This window comes from Streptomyces sp. NBC_01235 (assembly GCF_035989285.1).
In the GTDB taxonomy this organism is placed as follows: Bacteria; Actinomycetota; Actinomycetes; order Streptomycetales; family Streptomycetaceae; genus Streptomyces.
On the sequence record NZ_CP108513.1, the window covers coordinates 6591944 to 6607732 of the forward strand.

General features: G+C 67.2%; 16 protein-coding genes and 1 pseudogene. 5 read left to right on the top strand and 12 right to left on the bottom strand.

What is annotated here, in order from left to right; all coding sequences use genetic code 11:
• Positions 1-75: 75 nt before the first annotated feature.
• The gene (locus tag OG289_RS29545) at positions 76-3729 is read right to left on the bottom strand and encodes an ATP-binding protein (RefSeq protein WP_327317086.1); all 3654 of its coding nucleotides are present in this window, start codon (positions 3727-3729) and stop codon (positions 76-78) included.
• Between the two features lie 159 nt (positions 3730-3888).
• Between OG289_RS29545 and OG289_RS29550 the strand changes: the two genes are divergently transcribed.
• Positions 3889-5268 (top strand): IS1380 family transposase, encoded by a 1380-nt coding sequence (locus tag OG289_RS29550; protein ID WP_327314104.1) that lies wholly within the window; start codon positions 3889-3891, stop codon positions 5266-5268.
• A gap of 156 nt (positions 5269-5424) precedes the next feature.
• Here OG289_RS29550 and OG289_RS29555 read toward each other — a convergent pair whose 3' ends face one another.
• The 10 genes from OG289_RS29555 to OG289_RS29600 form a co-directional block, all read right to left on the bottom strand.
• The gene (locus tag OG289_RS29555; protein ID WP_327317087.1) at positions 5425-6174 is read right to left on the bottom strand and encodes a caspase family protein; all 750 of its coding nucleotides are present in this window, start codon (positions 6172-6174) and stop codon (positions 5425-5427) included.
• Positions 6171-7049: a hypothetical protein gene (locus tag OG289_RS29560; protein WP_327317088.1), complete on the bottom strand. Its 879-nt coding sequence runs from the start codon at positions 7047-7049 to the stop codon at positions 6171-6173. Before OG289_RS29560 ends, OG289_RS29555 begins: the two co-directional genes overlap by 4 nt.
• A gap of 174 nt (positions 7050-7223) precedes the next feature.
• The gene (locus tag OG289_RS29565) at positions 7224-8048 is read right to left on the bottom strand and encodes a phosphotransferase (protein WP_327317089.1); all 825 of its coding nucleotides are present in this window, start codon (positions 8046-8048) and stop codon (positions 7224-7226) included.
• On the bottom strand, positions 8029-8937 hold the full coding sequence (locus OG289_RS29570; protein WP_327317090.1) for an aldo/keto reductase: 909 nt from the start codon (positions 8935-8937) through the stop codon (positions 8029-8031). Before OG289_RS29570 ends, OG289_RS29565 begins: the two co-directional genes overlap by 20 nt.
• Positions 8934-10127: a cupin domain-containing protein gene (locus OG289_RS29575; RefSeq protein ID WP_327317091.1), complete on the bottom strand. Its 1194-nt coding sequence runs from the start codon at positions 10125-10127 to the stop codon at positions 8934-8936. The genes OG289_RS29570 and OG289_RS29575 overlap by 4 nt, the downstream gene beginning before the upstream one ends.
• 16 nt (positions 10128-10143) lie before the next feature.
• The gene (locus OG289_RS29580; RefSeq protein ID WP_327317092.1) at positions 10144-10290 is read right to left on the bottom strand and encodes a hypothetical protein; all 147 of its coding nucleotides are present in this window, start codon (positions 10288-10290) and stop codon (positions 10144-10146) included.
• Between the two features lie 177 nt (positions 10291-10467).
• Positions 10468-10593, bottom strand: a complete 126-nt coding sequence (locus tag OG289_RS29585; protein ID WP_327317094.1) for a hypothetical protein — start codon at positions 10591-10593, stop codon at positions 10468-10470.
• A complete protein-coding gene (locus OG289_RS29590; protein WP_442818970.1) occupies positions 10590-10826 on the bottom strand; it encodes a DUF7848 domain-containing protein in 237 nt (78 codons plus the stop codon). The genes OG289_RS29585 and OG289_RS29590 overlap by 4 nt, the downstream gene beginning before the upstream one ends.
• Entirely contained in the window at positions 10823-11278 is a 456-nt protein-coding gene (locus OG289_RS29595) for a hypothetical protein (protein WP_327317095.1), read from the bottom strand. The genes OG289_RS29590 and OG289_RS29595 overlap by 4 nt, the downstream gene beginning before the upstream one ends.
• Positions 11278-11694 carry a hypothetical protein gene (locus OG289_RS29600; protein WP_327317096.1) on the bottom strand — a complete coding sequence of 139 codons (417 nt, stop codon included), beginning with the start codon at positions 11692-11694 and terminating at the stop codon, positions 11278-11280. The genes OG289_RS29595 and OG289_RS29600 overlap by 1 nt, the downstream gene beginning before the upstream one ends.
• A gap of 119 nt (positions 11695-11813) precedes the next feature.
• On the opposite strand from OG289_RS29600, the gene OG289_RS29605 reads away from it, so the two are divergent.
• The 4 genes and pseudogenes from OG289_RS29605 to OG289_RS49785 all read left to right on the top strand — a co-directional run.
• The gene (locus tag OG289_RS29605) at positions 11814-12857 is read left to right on the top strand and encodes a helix-turn-helix domain-containing protein (RefSeq protein WP_327317097.1); all 1044 of its coding nucleotides are present in this window, start codon (positions 11814-11816) and stop codon (positions 12855-12857) included.
• A complete protein-coding gene (locus OG289_RS29610) occupies positions 12854-13543 on the top strand; it encodes a YdcF family protein (protein ID WP_327317098.1) in 690 nt (229 codons plus the stop codon). Before OG289_RS29605 ends, OG289_RS29610 begins: the two co-directional genes overlap by 4 nt.
• A gap of 28 nt (positions 13544-13571) precedes the next feature.
• Positions 13572-14354 carry a WbqC family protein gene (locus OG289_RS29615; RefSeq protein WP_327317099.1) on the top strand — a complete coding sequence of 261 codons (783 nt, stop codon included), beginning with the start codon at positions 13572-13574 and terminating at the stop codon, positions 14352-14354.
• Between the two features lie 17 nt (positions 14355-14371).
• Positions 14372-15246: pseudogene (locus tag OG289_RS49785) on the top strand (tyrosine-type recombinase/integrase); the annotation flags it as partial.
• 67 nt (positions 15247-15313) lie between these two features.
• On the opposite strand, the gene OG289_RS29620 reads toward OG289_RS49785, so the two are convergent.
• Positions 15314-15751: a hypothetical protein gene (locus tag OG289_RS29620; RefSeq protein ID WP_010353923.1), complete on the bottom strand. Its 438-nt coding sequence runs from the start codon at positions 15749-15751 to the stop codon at positions 15314-15316.
• Positions 15752-15789: the final 38 nt, after the last annotated feature.

The following is a 15789-nucleotide window of genomic DNA, read 5'->3' on the forward strand; positions in this document are numbered from 1 at the left end:
CTTTGTGTCGGCCAAGGAGCGAAGCCCAGTACAGCTCAAAAGGCGCTGGGCTCTGATGAGGCAGTCTGACACTGGTCATGCGGTTGACGAGCCCGGCGTAAGGCGGAGGCAGAAGAGGCCCCCCTCCGTGACGAGCCCCACTACCCCCTCACTGATGATTGTGATCCTTCGGATCGTCACTCCGAGATGCACTTGGCACAGCAGGCGTTCTGAGCCTGCCTCCACGAGCAAGACGGTGCCGTCGCTCGTGCACACGATTGCGGCGCCGCGGTCTCCAACTGTTGTGAGTGCGAGGTGGGTGACCTGTTGGGTCTGCGGCAGCTTCCAACTCCACTCAAGCGAATCGTCCAGGATGGAATAGACGCTGAGCCAGCCGGCTTGATTTACACATCCGGCAACTGGTGATCCGTTCCACAATGCCAGGTCGTGGGCGTACGACCAGTCGTAAGGATTTGCTGCCAGAGGAACGCCAGGATAATCGGCGGAGTCGATGTGGACGCTTGCGAGCTGATCGAAGTTCGGTAATGTGAAGATTCTGATGGCCTGCTCTTTGATATCCACTACAGAGAGCAGCGCGTTCCCTTCCATGGTCAGTGCCCGGAGGCTCAGGCACCGGGAGGCAGCTATGTGTCCCTCAGGGACACCGCGGAGATTCCAGGCAGTGAGCCCGGCGGAGGATAGGCCGATGACTAGAGGGCGTCCGTCGAATGAGGTTATTTGCATCTCTGTGACTGGCTTAAGGAAGCCACCACTCAGGCGGACGCTGCGGGATGAATGCCCCTCGAAAACCCTCACCCAATGCAGAGCCGGCCAATGTCGAAGCCATCGGTATGCGACGATCGGCGCTCCTGGCGCACCGCAGTAGGACATGTCCTGCAGACGCATCTCTTCCAGGATTCCGCAATCGAAGACTGAGGTCACCTGCCCAGAGGTTGGATCGACCAGACGGGGTGGCTTGGTCGAGTCGCACCGCGCCAGGACGGGTTTACCAGAGATTTCTCCCACGACCAGGCGGGTGTACCTGGCGTCGACAGCATCGGATCGGCGTTCCCTCGGCCCTTCTTCCATTTCCAAAGGCAGGACCCTGACCTGGACCGAACTACCCTCCGTGCGCCACGTCAGGAGGTCTGCGCGCATTGGGTCGGAGGGAATCACCGTGAGCTGTGCTGATGTGGACAACTCGGTTTCGAGCCAGTTGGTCTCTTTGCCAGCGGCATCCGTCACCCGGACGAATGAGGACTGGGCCCACACACGGTATGAGCCACCATCCGTCATGATCAGCGCTGAAGGCCCCATACCGCGACGGTAAAACCACTCCGTCACTTTCCCCCGCCGGATGACTTCCTGAGCGCGCCCGGTGATCCGGGGTCGACCCTCCGACGACACGAGGATGTGACCTCGACGTATGGCCAGTGCCGCCACGTTCCTGCCCCTCAAGCGGTAATACCGCTCGTCGCAGACCCTCCATCCCTGCCCCGGATCCACGGTCCAGGTTGCAAGCTCCGCACGGCCCGACAACCGGGGCGCTGTCCGTCCCACCCCTACAGTCGCCGCCACGACCAAGCGGCCGTCAGCAACCTGCATAGCCAGGTGCTGTGGGTGGCGTAGGCCGGAGACCAGGACAGTAGCGGAGTCAGTCGGACGGCGTACCAGATTGGGGGTTCGCATCTGAGAGGTAAGTCGGGCCAGGACCGAGCCCGTGCTTGCGTCTATCAGTTGTACCAACCCGTCGGTTGACATCAGTCCGATCACGCAAGTGCCCTCGACTTCAGAGAGCGCGCACTGTGCTGCTCTGGTTTTTACGGGCAAACCCAGTCGGCGCCGTGTGCCGACGTCGAACACCTCGACAGTGCTGTTCCATTCATTGCCGTGGCCGGAGTGGACGAGTAGCCAGGGTGCGCGCGACTCATCGCAGGACGCGAGTGCCAGGACACGGGATGAGGCCGGGGGAGGCAGCTGCCCAAGGTGCACTCCCGTGTCGAAGTCCCACAGTTCGAGCTGGCCCAACGCTTGGGCTGTGGCCAGTACCTTCGTTCCGGAGACGTCCAAGACCTCGGCGCCCCTCAAGGGGGTAGAGAAGGCGCCGATGGCCCGGAAGGGGTAGGGACGCTTCGGTACCTCCGCCCACAACGTGTCCCAGGGGAGATCAGGGAAGCGTAGGCGTACTGCCTCGGCAAGGGCATGTGCGCCGGACTGAACTGCGGCGAGACGCAGTTGGGCTGCTGGCGAAGTAACGGCGTCTTCCACCAGCACGGGCGAACAGCGCTCGTACGCGGCGCGGGCGGCCTGCGCCTCGGCACTTCGGACATGTCGTAGCGCCCGGTGCAGAGCCGACGGCTCGGCTACTAGCAAGTAGGTCGGATCGAGGACAAGGTCGTCAAGCAGCGCATCGCCGGCGGCATGGCTGGCCAGATGTGCACGTACGTACGGATCCGCGTCGGACCATGCGTATGACTGCGTCCCAGGGACGACCGGCACGGTCGTCAATAGCGCAGCAGCGATGTGTTTGGCCGCTCCAGGCCCGGTGGCGGCCCGAAGTTCCTCTGCGTATGACTCGTGATAGAGGCGGTAGACGGAGCGTGCCTGACCATCCGGGCCGATGTCCTGGTCTTCGACGATGTGTGCACTCGCCGAGTCCAGGATCCAGCGGATGTCTTGGCCCGTGACCTCGTCGCCAGTGAAGGCGGAGGCGGTTGCGCGCCAGACATCGCCCGCGGGGAGGCCGGAACCCTCGGCGTGGGCCAGGGCTGTCAGAAGGGCACGGCCCTGGGCCTCACCAGCCTGCAACTGCTCGTGCAGTGCCCAGCGGAATGCGGGGCCCGCTGAACCATTCGGGAGCGCGCTAAGCCCTGGTAGTTCCTCCTCCCAGCCGGGAATGCTTGTGTCGACCGGCCGTGCGCGGTGGGCGAGTGGTCGGGCGATAAGGCGGGCGACCAGGTAGTTTCGGTTGGCACGTGACGAGATGACGCAGGCCACCGGTTCCGCCGTGGCGGCGTTGTAGATGCCGACGCTGCCGGGGCCGTCGGGAGCAAGGAGTAGCCGACGCGCGTATTCTTCGATGTCCCGCTCTCCGGTCCAGCGTGGCTCATCAAGGTCCAGGCAGGCGAACTCGCTGCCAAGGGCATCTCGCATGTGTGGTCGGGCGCCCACGAGTAGGCGGACGCAGGGAAGTTGGGAGAGCGGACCAAGCAGGGCTGCAGCAATGCGGTGGGGTTCGGCGTCGCCGGTTGCCGTCCCAGCCTCGTCCAGGGCATCGACGACGACGACCAGGGGTTCGGTTCGGCTGGCGAGCGCGGCAATGAGCCGTTCCGGATCGGTCTCGGCCAGGCCAGCTGCGTCGGCGATGCCTGCGGTGACGTCTTCGAGGAGCTTGTGCCGCGCGTGTACGGCTGCGTGCACGCGCTGCTGGGGCGGGATTGCATTGTGATCGATGTCCGGCAGGGTTGCCCGGAGCAAGGGATCAGCGAGGAGTATCAGGCGTCCGAGGAGCGAGGACTTGCCGACTCCGCCTCGCCCGGTCACCATCGAGCAGCGGCCGAGCTGTCGGGACCGGCTGTCCAGCCAGTCGGACAGTTCAGTCAGCGCTGTTAAACGTCCGGTGAAGTAGGAGCCTGTGGTCCCTGTGCAGGCGTCCGTACCGCGGCCACGGGGTTCGAAGTGGGTGAGCAGTTCTTCGCGGCGCCGGCGTCCTTCCGGGCTGACCCAAGTACGTTGTTCGGCTAGGTCCATGCCCTTGTCCGGTACATCCGGGGTGTAGCGGGGGTTAGCCTCGCGCTTTCGCGAGTGGGTCTGTCCGAGTCTTGATCAAATAAATGGAGAGTGCTGCTGACCTGCAACGATGGGACTTGTCGAGGGTCCTGTCACTGCAAGGAAAGAAGCACTCTCCAGGTGAAGAAGAGTAGCGGGTCGTACCCGCGTGTCCGTGTCGAGGGCGGCGGCCGTGGAGTTGTTGCCCAGGCCGGGGCCGTGCTGCTGGTCGAGACGGTCCGCAGGTCCGGCCTGGACACCGCGATATCCGCGGCGCTGGCGCCGTGGCGCAAGCGGCGGGCCGTGCACGATCCGGGCAAGATCCTGCTGGATGTGGCGCTGGCCGTCGCACTCGGCGGTGACTGTCTGGCCGACGTCGGCATGCTGCGGGCCGAGCCGGCGGTGTTCGGCCCGGTGGCCTCCGATCCGACCGTCTCCCGCCTCGTCGACGCGCTCGCCGCGTCCGGCCCGAAAGCTCTTGCAGCGATCCGCGGCGCGCGTTCCGAAGTACGTCAGCGAGTCTGGGAGTTGGCCGGGGCAAGCAGTCCGGCCGCCGACGGCCAGGTGATCGTGGACATCGACGGCGTGCTGGTCCTCGCCCACTCCGAGAAACAAGACGCCACCGCGACCTGGAAGAAGACCTTCGGCCATCACCCGCTTGTCGCGTTCGTCGACCACGGCCCAGCCGGGTCCGGAGAGCCGGTGGCGGCCCTGCTGCGGCCCGGCAACGCGGGCTCCAACACCGCCGCCGATCACATCGAGACCGCCCAACTCGCCCTGGCCCAGCTGCCCAAACGCCTGCGGCGGGGACGGCAGACGCTGATCCGCACCGACTCCGGCGGCGGCACCCACGCCTTCCTCGACTGGCTCTCCCGGCGCGGCCGGTGGCTGTCGTATTCCGTCGGAATGACCATCACCGACGCCATCCACCAGGCCGTCCTGAAGATCCCGAAGAAGGCATGGACACCGGCCTACGACGCGGGCGGCACCGAACGGCCCGGAGCCTGGGTCGCAGAGATCACCGACATGCCCGACCTGAGCACCTGGCCGAAGGGCATGCGGCTGATCGTCCGCAAGGAACGCCCGCACCCCGGGGCACAGTTGCGCTTCACCGACCTCGACGGACTGCGGCTCACCTGCTTCGCGACCAACACCAAAGGCGGCCAGCTCGCCGACCTCGAACTGCGTCACCGCAGGCGGGCCCGCTGCGAGGACCGCATCCGCGGCGCCCGCGCCACCGGCCTGCGCAATCTGCCCCTGCACGACACGGCACAAAACCGGATCTGGCTGGAGATCGTCTCCCTCGCACTCGACCTCCTCGCCTGGATGCCGATGCTCGCACTGAGCGGCGATGCCCGCCGCTGGGAGCCCAAGAAGCTCCGGCTGCGGCTGTTCTCCGCCCCCGCGCAGCTCGTGAACACCGGCCGCCGCCGCTGGCTCCGCCTGCCCACCCGATGGCCCTGGACCGCCGTCATCAGCCACGCGATCGTCAGGCTCCACGCCCTGCCGAACCCCGGCTGACCAGCCACATCGACCGTCCCGACGACCCGCACCACCACACCGGCGAAGTGGAACCCGGCGCCCATCCGACGCGAAAGCCGGACCCTCGCCCTGCCCCAACCCCGAAAAGACCGCACCACACAAACGCGGAGTCCCCGTCAGCGAACCGACGAGGACTCATGAACGATCGAGGTTAGGGATGAAGGGGAAGCCTTCGCCACTCGGCAGAGTTCCCAAAGCGGCATGCTGATACGGGCTGTGCTCGGCGAGGACTTCGTTGACCCGGTCTACGACTTGCTCCAGATAGAGCTTGGGCTGGCGGTGCCCACCCAGGTCTGGGTCGCTGATCGCCGTCCGGAGGGCGTACGTAAAGGCGCCATCTTCGGCCAGTTCATGGGAGCGGGCGGCCGCGATCACGGAGAACGCAGTGAGTCGGTGTTCGTCGGCGGCGCGGGTCGTGCTGAGCTGGACACCGAGACCCCTGGCCAGGGCGCGTGCAGCGTCGACGCTGCCCTGCCCGGCGTAACAGGTATCGATGATCAGCAGAAGCCGCTGAATCCCGCTCTCGGTGATGATCCGGACTAAATCCTCGGTGGCCAGGGCGGTGCCGGCGAGGCGGTCACTACGACTGTCCCGGCACATCAGGTAGTGGCGTTCGTGATCACGGTCGCCGTGGCCGCTGTAGTAGAGGATCAGAGCGTCCTCTGCTCGGTCCTCAGCTCCGGCCCAGTTGGCGAGCCCTGCGCGGAAGCCCTCACATGTTTTGTCCAAAAGCTGGTGCCCGGTTTCGTAGCCGAGCAATCCGAAAACTCTCCTGACGACATCGATATCCGCGGGCACTTGTGGGAGCTCTGGATGATGGTCGTAACGTGCTGTGCCGCCGACGAGTAGCGTACGTCGTACTGCGCCTGGTCTCACTTGGGTCACGGTGCCATCCGCAGGCCCTCGGAGATTGCTTCACCTGTCTCTGCGGCGGTGAGGTGGGATTCGATGGCGTGGGCCTGCCAGCCGTTGTCGATGAGGACATCGCGGACGACGTTCTCGCCGTCGCTGAAGAGCGGGCCTAGACGCTTGGCGAGGGCGACGACGTCATGTCGGTCGCACAGATTGGTCCAGGCTCTTACGCTGCCCGGCCAACTTCCATTGCCTAAGAGTGGCTCAGGCAACAAGCGATCGAAGACGAGGTTCGGGATGCCCAAGGGCGAGCCGAGCGTGACGAAAGTGTGGACTGGCCACTCTGGATGGGCGCACAGCGCTTCGTAAGAGACGATTGAGCCGAGAGAGTGGCCGACGATCACGCGGGTGTCGGCTTTGACCGCGGCGGTGATGTCAGCCTGTACGCGCTCGCGGACCTCGGGTGTCGTGAGATAGAGGCGGAGCTGCTTGAGCATACCGATGAGGAAGCGGTCGGCAGCACGTGCAAAGAAGCGGGAGCGACTGAGCGCGTACAGGGCACGCTGCACAGTCTGTGGCGTCGTCGCCTTACTGGTTCCCGTAGCCGCCGGTGGTGGTACCCGGTCCGGCTCGACGCGATGTGCCTCCGCCCACCAGCGGATGAGTAATTCGATCTCGAACGGATCGGTCACATCCCGATGCGTGTAGGCCAGGTCGCCCTTTGTTGGTGCGGTACCCGGCGAGCGGAACAGGTGGCCGTAGAAGGCGACGTGGACGCTGTCCGGCTTCACCTCCGTGACCCCGGCGCGGTTCAGTCCGTCCAGGAGCGCAGCAGAGATCGGGCCCTGCAGGGAGTTGGCGCCTGAGTACTGCTTTCCTATGCCGTGCACCACAACGATCGTGGACATCGATTCCCCCGCGTTCCGTTTTCCGTGATCGTACTCGTGCGTGGCGGCGGAGGATGGAGCTCAGCGGTATGTAGGTTCCGGATGCCAGCCGAGAGGCTGAACCCTTAATGGCTAGCGACGCGAGGGCGCGGGCCCTGGTGTCGTTCACGCGACGGCGACGAACCTGAGGGCTGATCAAGCCAGTTCTGCAGCCAGAGTGCGGAGCGCTGGGACGAGTTCGGGATGGTCCCCGCGTGATGCCGACTGCAGTAGTTCCGTGATGACGATGATCTGGGCGACGCGCCCCGCCTCCGTCTTGAGGACGGAAAAGGTGTCCCGGACGCACTGGGTGAAGCGGGGGTTGAGCAGCGAGTAGGCCAGCAGCGTGGCTGCGTCGTAACCGGCCGGCGCTTGACCGAAACCCTCCCAGTCAAGGAGATACGGGGTGGTGCTGGTCAGGTTGGCGGTGTGCATATCGCCGTGGGCTGTCGTCCAGTCCGTGATCCGGGGGCCTGGCATGTCGAGGAAGCGTGGGACGCTGCGGTCCACCCACTCCTGCCGTACGGCCAGGCGGCCCGTGGGGACTCTGCTCACGTACTCCAGGTCGGTGCGGAGCGATTCCCACCAGGCGGCGGAAGGATTAGGGTCCGTACGGAGGACGGGGCTGGGGGAGGAGGCAGGTTCGGTGACGTACTGATGCAGTTCCGCCAGGTAGGCGTAGCTGCCTGATCTTGCTTCCGTGGTCGAGTAGAGCAGGGGCTTGTGGATGTGTCCGTCGAAGATGGCGGCGGCCTGCTGGTTCCCCTCCCAGATCTTGCCCGCCGCTTTGTCCTCTGGCGTGGTGAGCAGCCTCAGCCAGCAGGCTCCCCGGTCCGTGTGCTGGACGCGGCTGCTGAGGGTGCGGCCGTGCCAGCCCCAGACTTCTGGACCGGCGATCGTGGTGCGCAGCGTCTGTGCGCACTGCGCGAACGCCTGACGCATCCGGTGCTGGTCGGCAGGGTCAGGCGGCGGCGAGTACATCCAGCACCTTTCGCAGCGTTGCGACCGGGACAGCCAGCCTCTGGAGGGCGGCTTCGGCTTCGGCCCAGTGTGCCGGCGTGGAGGCGGAGAGCAGAATCCGTGTCACCCCGGGGCATGAGGCGGCCGCCAGCAGGCATGCCTGCGGGACGGTGAGGTTCGGGTTCAGGAGTGTGGTGAGTTCGCGCGTCGCCAGTTGGGGCAGTTCGCCGCCGAACAGCGGGGCCGAGGCGAACACCTGCCATCCAAGGCCGGCTGCCTGAGCGATGGGTCCCATTCCGCCCAGGGCTTGGGCCAAGGCGGTTGCGGTGACGAGGGATACGGGCAGTTGGATCGCGCGCAGGTGGTGCTGCTCCGTGCCGGCGGCTTCACCGGCCAGCCGGTGCAATGCGGGGATGTTCAGCCTGCCGGTCTCGAAGCCGTCCCAGGAGGCGACGCCGTATGCCGCCAGGGTTCCGGCCGCCACTTCTCCTTCGAGCGCCGTGAAGGCATTGAGCAGGGCTTGGTGTGGGTCACCGGCTGTGTGCTCGGGGTTGTGGGCGAAGACTAGGTCGAGGCGGTCGCGGCCGAGTTCGGTGCGGTTGCGGGCGCATTGCCAGCGGACGTACGAGGTGCTCAGGCAGTGCCCGCGCCTTGCCTCGCCTGCGGTCAGGACGCCGGCGGAAACGGCGTCCTTGGCCGCCTGGTCGGTGAGGAATCCGACCTTGGTGGAGAGCGGAATCGGGTGCGTGGCGAGAGCCGGCGCGAGCAGCGACTGGGCTTGCCCTTCCAGGTAGTTGGGTGCTGTGTCGATCCATGCGGTCGTGGGGTCGGCGGCCGTGCGGGTGACGATGTCGTTCAGGGCGGAGGGGCGGGTGCGGTAGGTGCCCAGCCCGAGAGCCGCGGTCGTCATCGCTCGGTTCCTTCCACCGTGACCGCTTGGCCTTCCACCAGCTCGGAGACGACGGCAACGACATCCTCGACCGAGACGCCGGTTGCCACGGCCAGTTCACCGAGGGGCACTGCACAGGGTGCGGCGGACATCAGCCTCTGGAGCAGTGGCAGGGCCTCGGCAGCCATTTCCCACTCGTTTTCGCAGGCCCGGAAGATTACCCCGTCCCCGTTGGGCGCGGACGACAGGTGTGTCCGGGCCGTGATCAGCCTGATGTGGAGGTCAGGGTCGGTCGGGATGCGGGTGATGTGAGGGAGGCTCGGCCGCAGGCGGGTGAGGTCGGTGGTGTCCCGCGTCGCCGTGTACCGGGCGATCAGAGCCGGGTCTTCCAGGGCTGTGGTGACTTCCTTGCGCAGCCGTTCCAGGTAGACGACCTGCTGTGCGGCGTTCGCGTGTACGGGCAGGTCCTCGCGCAGGACGTCGTGGCGGCGCAGGTCGTCGGCGAGCCAGGACAGGAGCTGGGCGCCGGTGGTGGTCTGGATGCCGAAGGTGAGGTGCAGGGAGTGCTCGCCCTCGGAGGCGGCCACCGAGTGCCACCAGCCGCGCGGGAGGTGTAGCACGTCCCCAGGATGCAGGACCAGTTCCGCGACCGGCTCCTCCGGCGGAGGCTCGGGCTCGGCAGTGTCCTTGTACATGGGGGCGGTGCGGGTGGGGCCGTACAGCTTCCAGCGTTTGGCGCCGTCGATCTGGATGACGACGACGTCGTGGTCGTCCCAGTGCACGCCGAAGCCCTCACGGGCGGTGAAGGAGGCGTACAGGTTGGCCTGCACTCCGGTGCGCAGCCACTGCTCCAGCTCCATGGCCGCCCGGCCGACGGGTGGGTGGAGTTCGTCGACGGCGTCGATGACCAGGGAGGCGCCCTCGACGAGCCGAGCGTGCAGCTCCGCGGGGTGCAGGCGCTGCCAGACGGTGTGCCGACGGGTGGTGACGGGAGCGGTGTAGCGGTGGGCGGGCAGCATCTCGCCGTCCACCGACAGACGCAGCCGGGGCGGCTCCAGGCGGTGGGTCGCCAGGATGGTGTTCACGTCGTCCCAGGTGATCAGCTCACCCGGGTTCGGGAGGGCGGCAGGGATGTGGCGGTAGCGGCGGTGGAGCACCTGGGCCAGGAACTCGTCCTGGCCCAGGTGAGCCGCCAGATTCAGCGGCGACAACGCTTCTCCTCCTGGATCAGTCGTTGCCGTCGGTACGGCCGGTGCTGCCGCCGTCGGACGGGGTGACGCCCCGCTCGCGGGCGGCCTGGATGCGACGACGTGCCTTGACCAGTCCGGCCTGGGCCGGCCCGGCCGTCGGGCCGGTGGCGGTGTTGTTCGGCATTGCTCCTCCTGGGGTTTGGGATGAAACGGCATTGCGGACCCGCCCCGGACGGTGCTTGACCTGTCCAAGGGCTCGGGCGGTTGATCCGCCCGGGACGGGGCTTACGACCCGCCCCTGCCGGGGCTTTTTGGGTGGGAGGGGACCTCTCGATCGGCTACGTCCGGCAGGGACGGGAACTCAGGGGTCGGCCGGGGCGGTGGCGACCGCAAGGCCGATCACGAAGTCGCACGAGGTGGCGATCAGCACGATCAACAGGGGACCCGTGTAGCGCGTGCCCGGTCGGCTCACGACGTGGCTTGTCACGGCTTCCACCAGGCCCGCCATGGCCGGGTGATGATCTCCCGGTACGTGTGGTGCGACGGGTGGCGGCCTCCGTGCCCGAATACCCAGTCCTGCGGTTCGGCGAAGTCGATGTTGGATGGCGAGGTCTCGCCGCAGACCGCGCACTGCATCGCGTACGTGGTCGGCTCCGCATCCCGCTCCTGGTCGGGCTGGATGGTCCACTCCATGCGGCGGATGACTGCGTGGGTATTCACCGGCCTGCCTCTTCGTACTCGGTCTGTCTGCGACAGGCGCCGGAGGGCTTTTCCTGGCCAGCGACGACGTATGGGTGGGATAGCGCGGCGCGGAGGGCGTCGGCGTCCGTGAGAGTGTCGTCGTCGGGCAGTTCGCACCAGCCGCCGAACCAGTCGTCCATCAGCTCCGGGCCGGGGGCCACCAGCCATGAGTTGCTGGAGAGGTGCCGTACGGGCAGGTCGTTCCAGCTGTTGGCGTTGCCGGTCCTGATCGCGTAGTAGAGGCGTTCGTTGGGCTTGTCGTACAACACGGGGCCGATCGTCGCGCCGGTGGCGCGGAGGTGTGCAAAGGCCAGGAGGCCGATGTCCGCAGGGGTCCGTACGAGGTCCCAGTACCCACCGACTTGGAGCAGGCGCAGTCCGGGCACGTCGTTGACCATGGGGGCGCTCCGCAGAGCTTCGCGTACGAACATCACGTGCCCCCTTGCTGCTGAAGGCCAGGGCTTGCGCCGAGGAAAGGCACAGGACCCGGGATCGTCTTGTTGGAACGGACCACGATCAGCCGGGTGCTGGTCGCGGTTATCTGCTGCCTCCGCTCGCTGGCGATGCGCTTGGGGCCGAGGTGGCTGAGGACGGGGATCACGATGCCGTAGGTGTTGGGGAGTTCGAGGGTGTCGAGAAGGCCCACGAAGGCGGGGGAGCGGACGGCCACGGTCGCCTCGCGGTCGGTGAAGACCCCGCACAGGGTCAGTTCGTGCCGTCGGCAGTACTCGGTGAGGCAGTCGACCAACGCCGCGTGGCGGGCCTGTCCACCGGTGACGTGGCGTACGTAGCCGAAGACCTGCGGGCCGGTGACCGGGCGGCGTTCCGTGATGAGTTCCTCGTCCATGCCCAATAGCGTCGGCCGGCACGGACGGCCTCGAAATGACCTGCTGTTGTACTTCCGTTGCACTTCCCGCCCACGTCGTCACCGTCAGTGCTTCCATACGTGACGGAGGGAGGTCAGCCGTGGTCAGCGTGCAGCAATGGACAGGCCGCGAGGCGAGCGCTCTGCGCGCTGCCCTGCGGATGAGCACGCGCGCCTTCGCCGAGCACCTGGGTGTCGCCCTGCGGACGGTGGCCAAGTGGGAGAGCCTGGGAGTCGAAACCCAGCCGCGGCCCGATACCCAGGCGATCCTCGACACCGCGCTCGCTCGTGCCGATGCTGCCGCCCACGCCCGGTTCGAGGCAGTGCTGTTCCCGGAGCGGAAGAGCGCGAGGCCGGCGGACTACGAGACCTGGACCGAGGACATCGAGCGGGCCGTGGTGTGCATCAGCCGCCAGAACTTCCCCTTCGCCTCCACCCTGTTGAACCGCTGGCTGGGGAGTCACGACCCGCACCGCCTGGACGACAAGGGTCTCTATTTGTACGGCCGTTCGCTGGTCCTCCTCGGTGACCTTCAACGGGACCAGGGCGCGATCCTCGGCCCGCTCTCCGCCCTTCACTCCTACCGGACCGCCTGCGGCATGTTCACCGAACTCGACATCCCGCGCCGGGTGGCACAGATCGAGCTGTCCCTTGCCGTCGTGCAGGAGATGTCCGGCCAGCTTGAAGCCTCCGCCCGCCACTACGAACTGCTCGCCGCGGACGAGCGCTTGAGCCCTCGCGACCGTGCTCGGGCTCAGCTCTGGGTGGGTACGGCCTTGAGCAAGGAGGGCAACAACGAGTACGCCACCAACGTGATGACGGCCGCCACCCGCTCCTTCGAGGACCTGGGCGAGCCGGAGGACTGGTCGGTCGCCCACCAGAAGCTGGCCCTGGCCCACCGCGGCGCCGGCGACCTGAAGCAGGCTCTGCACTACATCGACATCGCGCGCACCACCGGCACGGTCGACTCCCCGATGCAGCGTGTGCGGCTGGACGCCGCGTACGGGCACATCCTTCTGTCGGATGCGGCGACCCGGAATGATGGGCTGTCCGTCCTCGATCAGGCGGCACAGGTGGCCCGGCAGTTCGGGCTGAGCCACCAGCTGCGCAGCATCGAGGGCATCCGAAGTGGCCAGCAGGGATGAGTCAGGGAGTGCACGTGCCGGAGTACCAGCAGTGTCAGATCACCGACGAGCAGTTCCACGACGCGACGTTGATCTGGAACTACCACCAGATGGGACACGAGGTGCGGCCCTGCTCGGCGGCGATCGGCCTGGGCAGCCACGACCTGGGCGTGGCCACCACAGCAGCCGATCTCTACCGCGCCGGCCTTTTCCCTCTCGTGGTGTTCAGCGGCGGCAACAGCCCCACGACCCGCGCGCGCTTCCCTCGCGGCGAGGCCGTCCATTACCGCGAGCACGCCCTGGGCCTGGGAGTGCCGGACGAGGCGATCCTGGTGGAGCCGGAGGCGGCGAACACCGGCCAGAACATCACCTTCTCCCGCGAGCTGCTGGCCGACGCCGGCGTGGAGGTGGAGTCGCTCCTGCTGATCTCCAAGCCGTACATGGAGCGTCGGTCGTACGCGACCTGCCGCAACCTGTGGCCGGAGGCGGAGGTGGTCTGTGCCTCCGAGCCACTGGAACTGGACGACTACATCAAGTCCATCGGCGACGAGAAGCTCGTCGTCGACATGCTCGTCGGTGACCTGCAACGGGTGATCGAGTACCCGAAGCTCGGCTTCGCCGTAGAGCAGGACGTACCGGGGGATGTGTATGACGCCTACGAGCGCCTCCTGCGCGCTGGCTTCGACAGCCGTCTCATCAGCGGCTGACGCACGCCGATCCGGGGCGAACGGCGGGGTGTGTGCGATCCACCAGCCGAACCTCTTCCCTAGGCTGTCCACACTGGCCAAGCTGTTCGCCGCCGACCGCTGGATCGTCCTCGACGACGTGCAGTTCGCGCGACGCGACTACCAGCACCGCGCCAGGCTCGCCGCCCTGGACGATCCCGACCGGCAGCAGTGGCTCACGCTTCCCACGCACCTGCCGTACGGCCGCCCCACGCTGATCAACCAGACCCGGCTCGTCGACCCCTGCCGCTCCCGTCGTGTGGTCAGCCTGCTCGTTCGCCAGTTCTACGGCCACAGCCGCCACTGGCCCGCGGTGTGCGAGGTTCTCGACGCCGTCCTCGATGCATTTGCCGACACAGACTGCGTCTCCGACGTCGCGAGGACATCGACACTCGCCCTGCTCACGGCGCTTGGCTGGGGCGGCGAGGTGGTGGACAGCAGCGCGATCCCGACCCGCGAAGGGCGGTCCGAGCGGCTGGCCGACCTCGCCGCGGCCACCGGAAGCACTCACTACCTGTGTGGATCCGGCGGCCTTCGCTACCTCGACCACCAGCCGTTCCGCGCCCACGGCATCCCCGTCGAGCCTTTCCACACCCCTGTGGACATCGACGACCCGCTCTGGCGATGTGCCCCACGTGTCAGCAGTCTCTGGGCCCTGAGCCGGACAGGGGCAGAAGCCCTGAAGACCAGGCTCACAGCTGATCAAGAAGTCATCTCCTCGGATGGGCATCCTGATCGGGTCGTACCAACCCGCACGAGCACAAAGTCGGTCGTGGTGCCCGCGCGAACATAATCAGCGCCGCTGACCCTTCCAGCAGCCTCGGCATGGCCGTGGAAGACGGGCTGCCGCCGAAGAACCCCTGCAAGGCGAAGTCGGTCAAGCTGCCGACCGCGACCAAGAAGAAGATCATCCCTTGGTCGCTGGAACGCGTGCGTGCCGTCATCGCCGGACTTCCGAAGCGCTTCCAGGCCGGCGGCAAGCTCGCCTTCGGCTGCGGCCTGCGGGCAAGGCGAGGTGTTCGGCTTCGCCGTCGAGGACATCGACTTCAGGGGCGGCTGGATCCACGTCAACCGCCAGGTGCGCCTTGTCGGCACGAAGCCCGTCTTCGCCCTGCCCAAGGGCAACAAGATCCGGTCAGTGCCCCTGCCGGCCCAACTTGTCGCCGCCCTCAAGGCCCACATGAAGGAGTTCCCGCCGGTCGAGGTCACGCTGCCCTGGGCCAAGCCGGACAGCGAACCCAAAACCGTCCGCCTCCTCTTCGTCGATGAGAAGAGCCGGGCGTACAACCGCAGCGTCTTCAACATGGGCGCCTGGAAGCTCGCCCTGGCCGCCGCCGGCGTGATCCCTCCCCGCGAACGCGGCGCGAGGTACCTCCAGGCGGCTCTGGGAAGACGGCATGCACGCTCCCCGGCACGCCTTCGCCTACGCCTCCGTGTTCCTGGACGCCGGGGAGAGTATCAAGGCACTCTCCGCGTACCTCGGCCACTCGGCCGGGGCTTCACGCCGCGGACGTACACGCACCTGCTGCCGTCCAGCGGGCCCCGCACCCGCAGGGCGATCGACGACGCCTCAACGGAGCCGAGACGGAGCCGAGGCGGACGACGACGGCGACCTGCCCGCCGCCCGGGGCACATCAGTGCCCCCAGCGAAACCGATGTGCCCCGGGCGTGCCCTGGCCGCCTGACGGCCCCTCCCCGCACATGACGAGGGCGGGACCCGAAAGCCCCGCCCGAAACCCGTGAAACCCCGGCTCAGGGCCAGACAAGGCAATACGGCTGATGCCCCGCCTCGTGCAGCCGATGCGAGAAGTCCTGCCACTCGTGCAGCAGCTGGTACACGTTGAACGCGTCGCGCGGTCCGCCGCGGTCCGGGACCGTCGACCAGATGAACGCCGCCGCGCCCACCGCTTCCTCGCCGATGTCGCGCAGGGGGTCCACGACCGTCATGGGGAGTTTCACGACGGCGTAGTCGGGGTGGAGGACGACCAGTTCCAGCGGGGGCACCTTGTGGAGGGGAACGCCTTCGATGCCGGTCAGGACCATCGCGGCCATCGTCTCCGGCTTGATCTTGGTGAACATGCCGTTCATGCCGAGCTCGTCGCCGCCGAGTTCCTCGGGGCGCATCGAGATCGGGACGCGGGCCGCGGTCGCACCGTCCGGAGCGCCGAAGTACTTGTACGTCACCCCCACCCGACCACCATTCCTGCTCCCCGCCCGGAGACGATCGA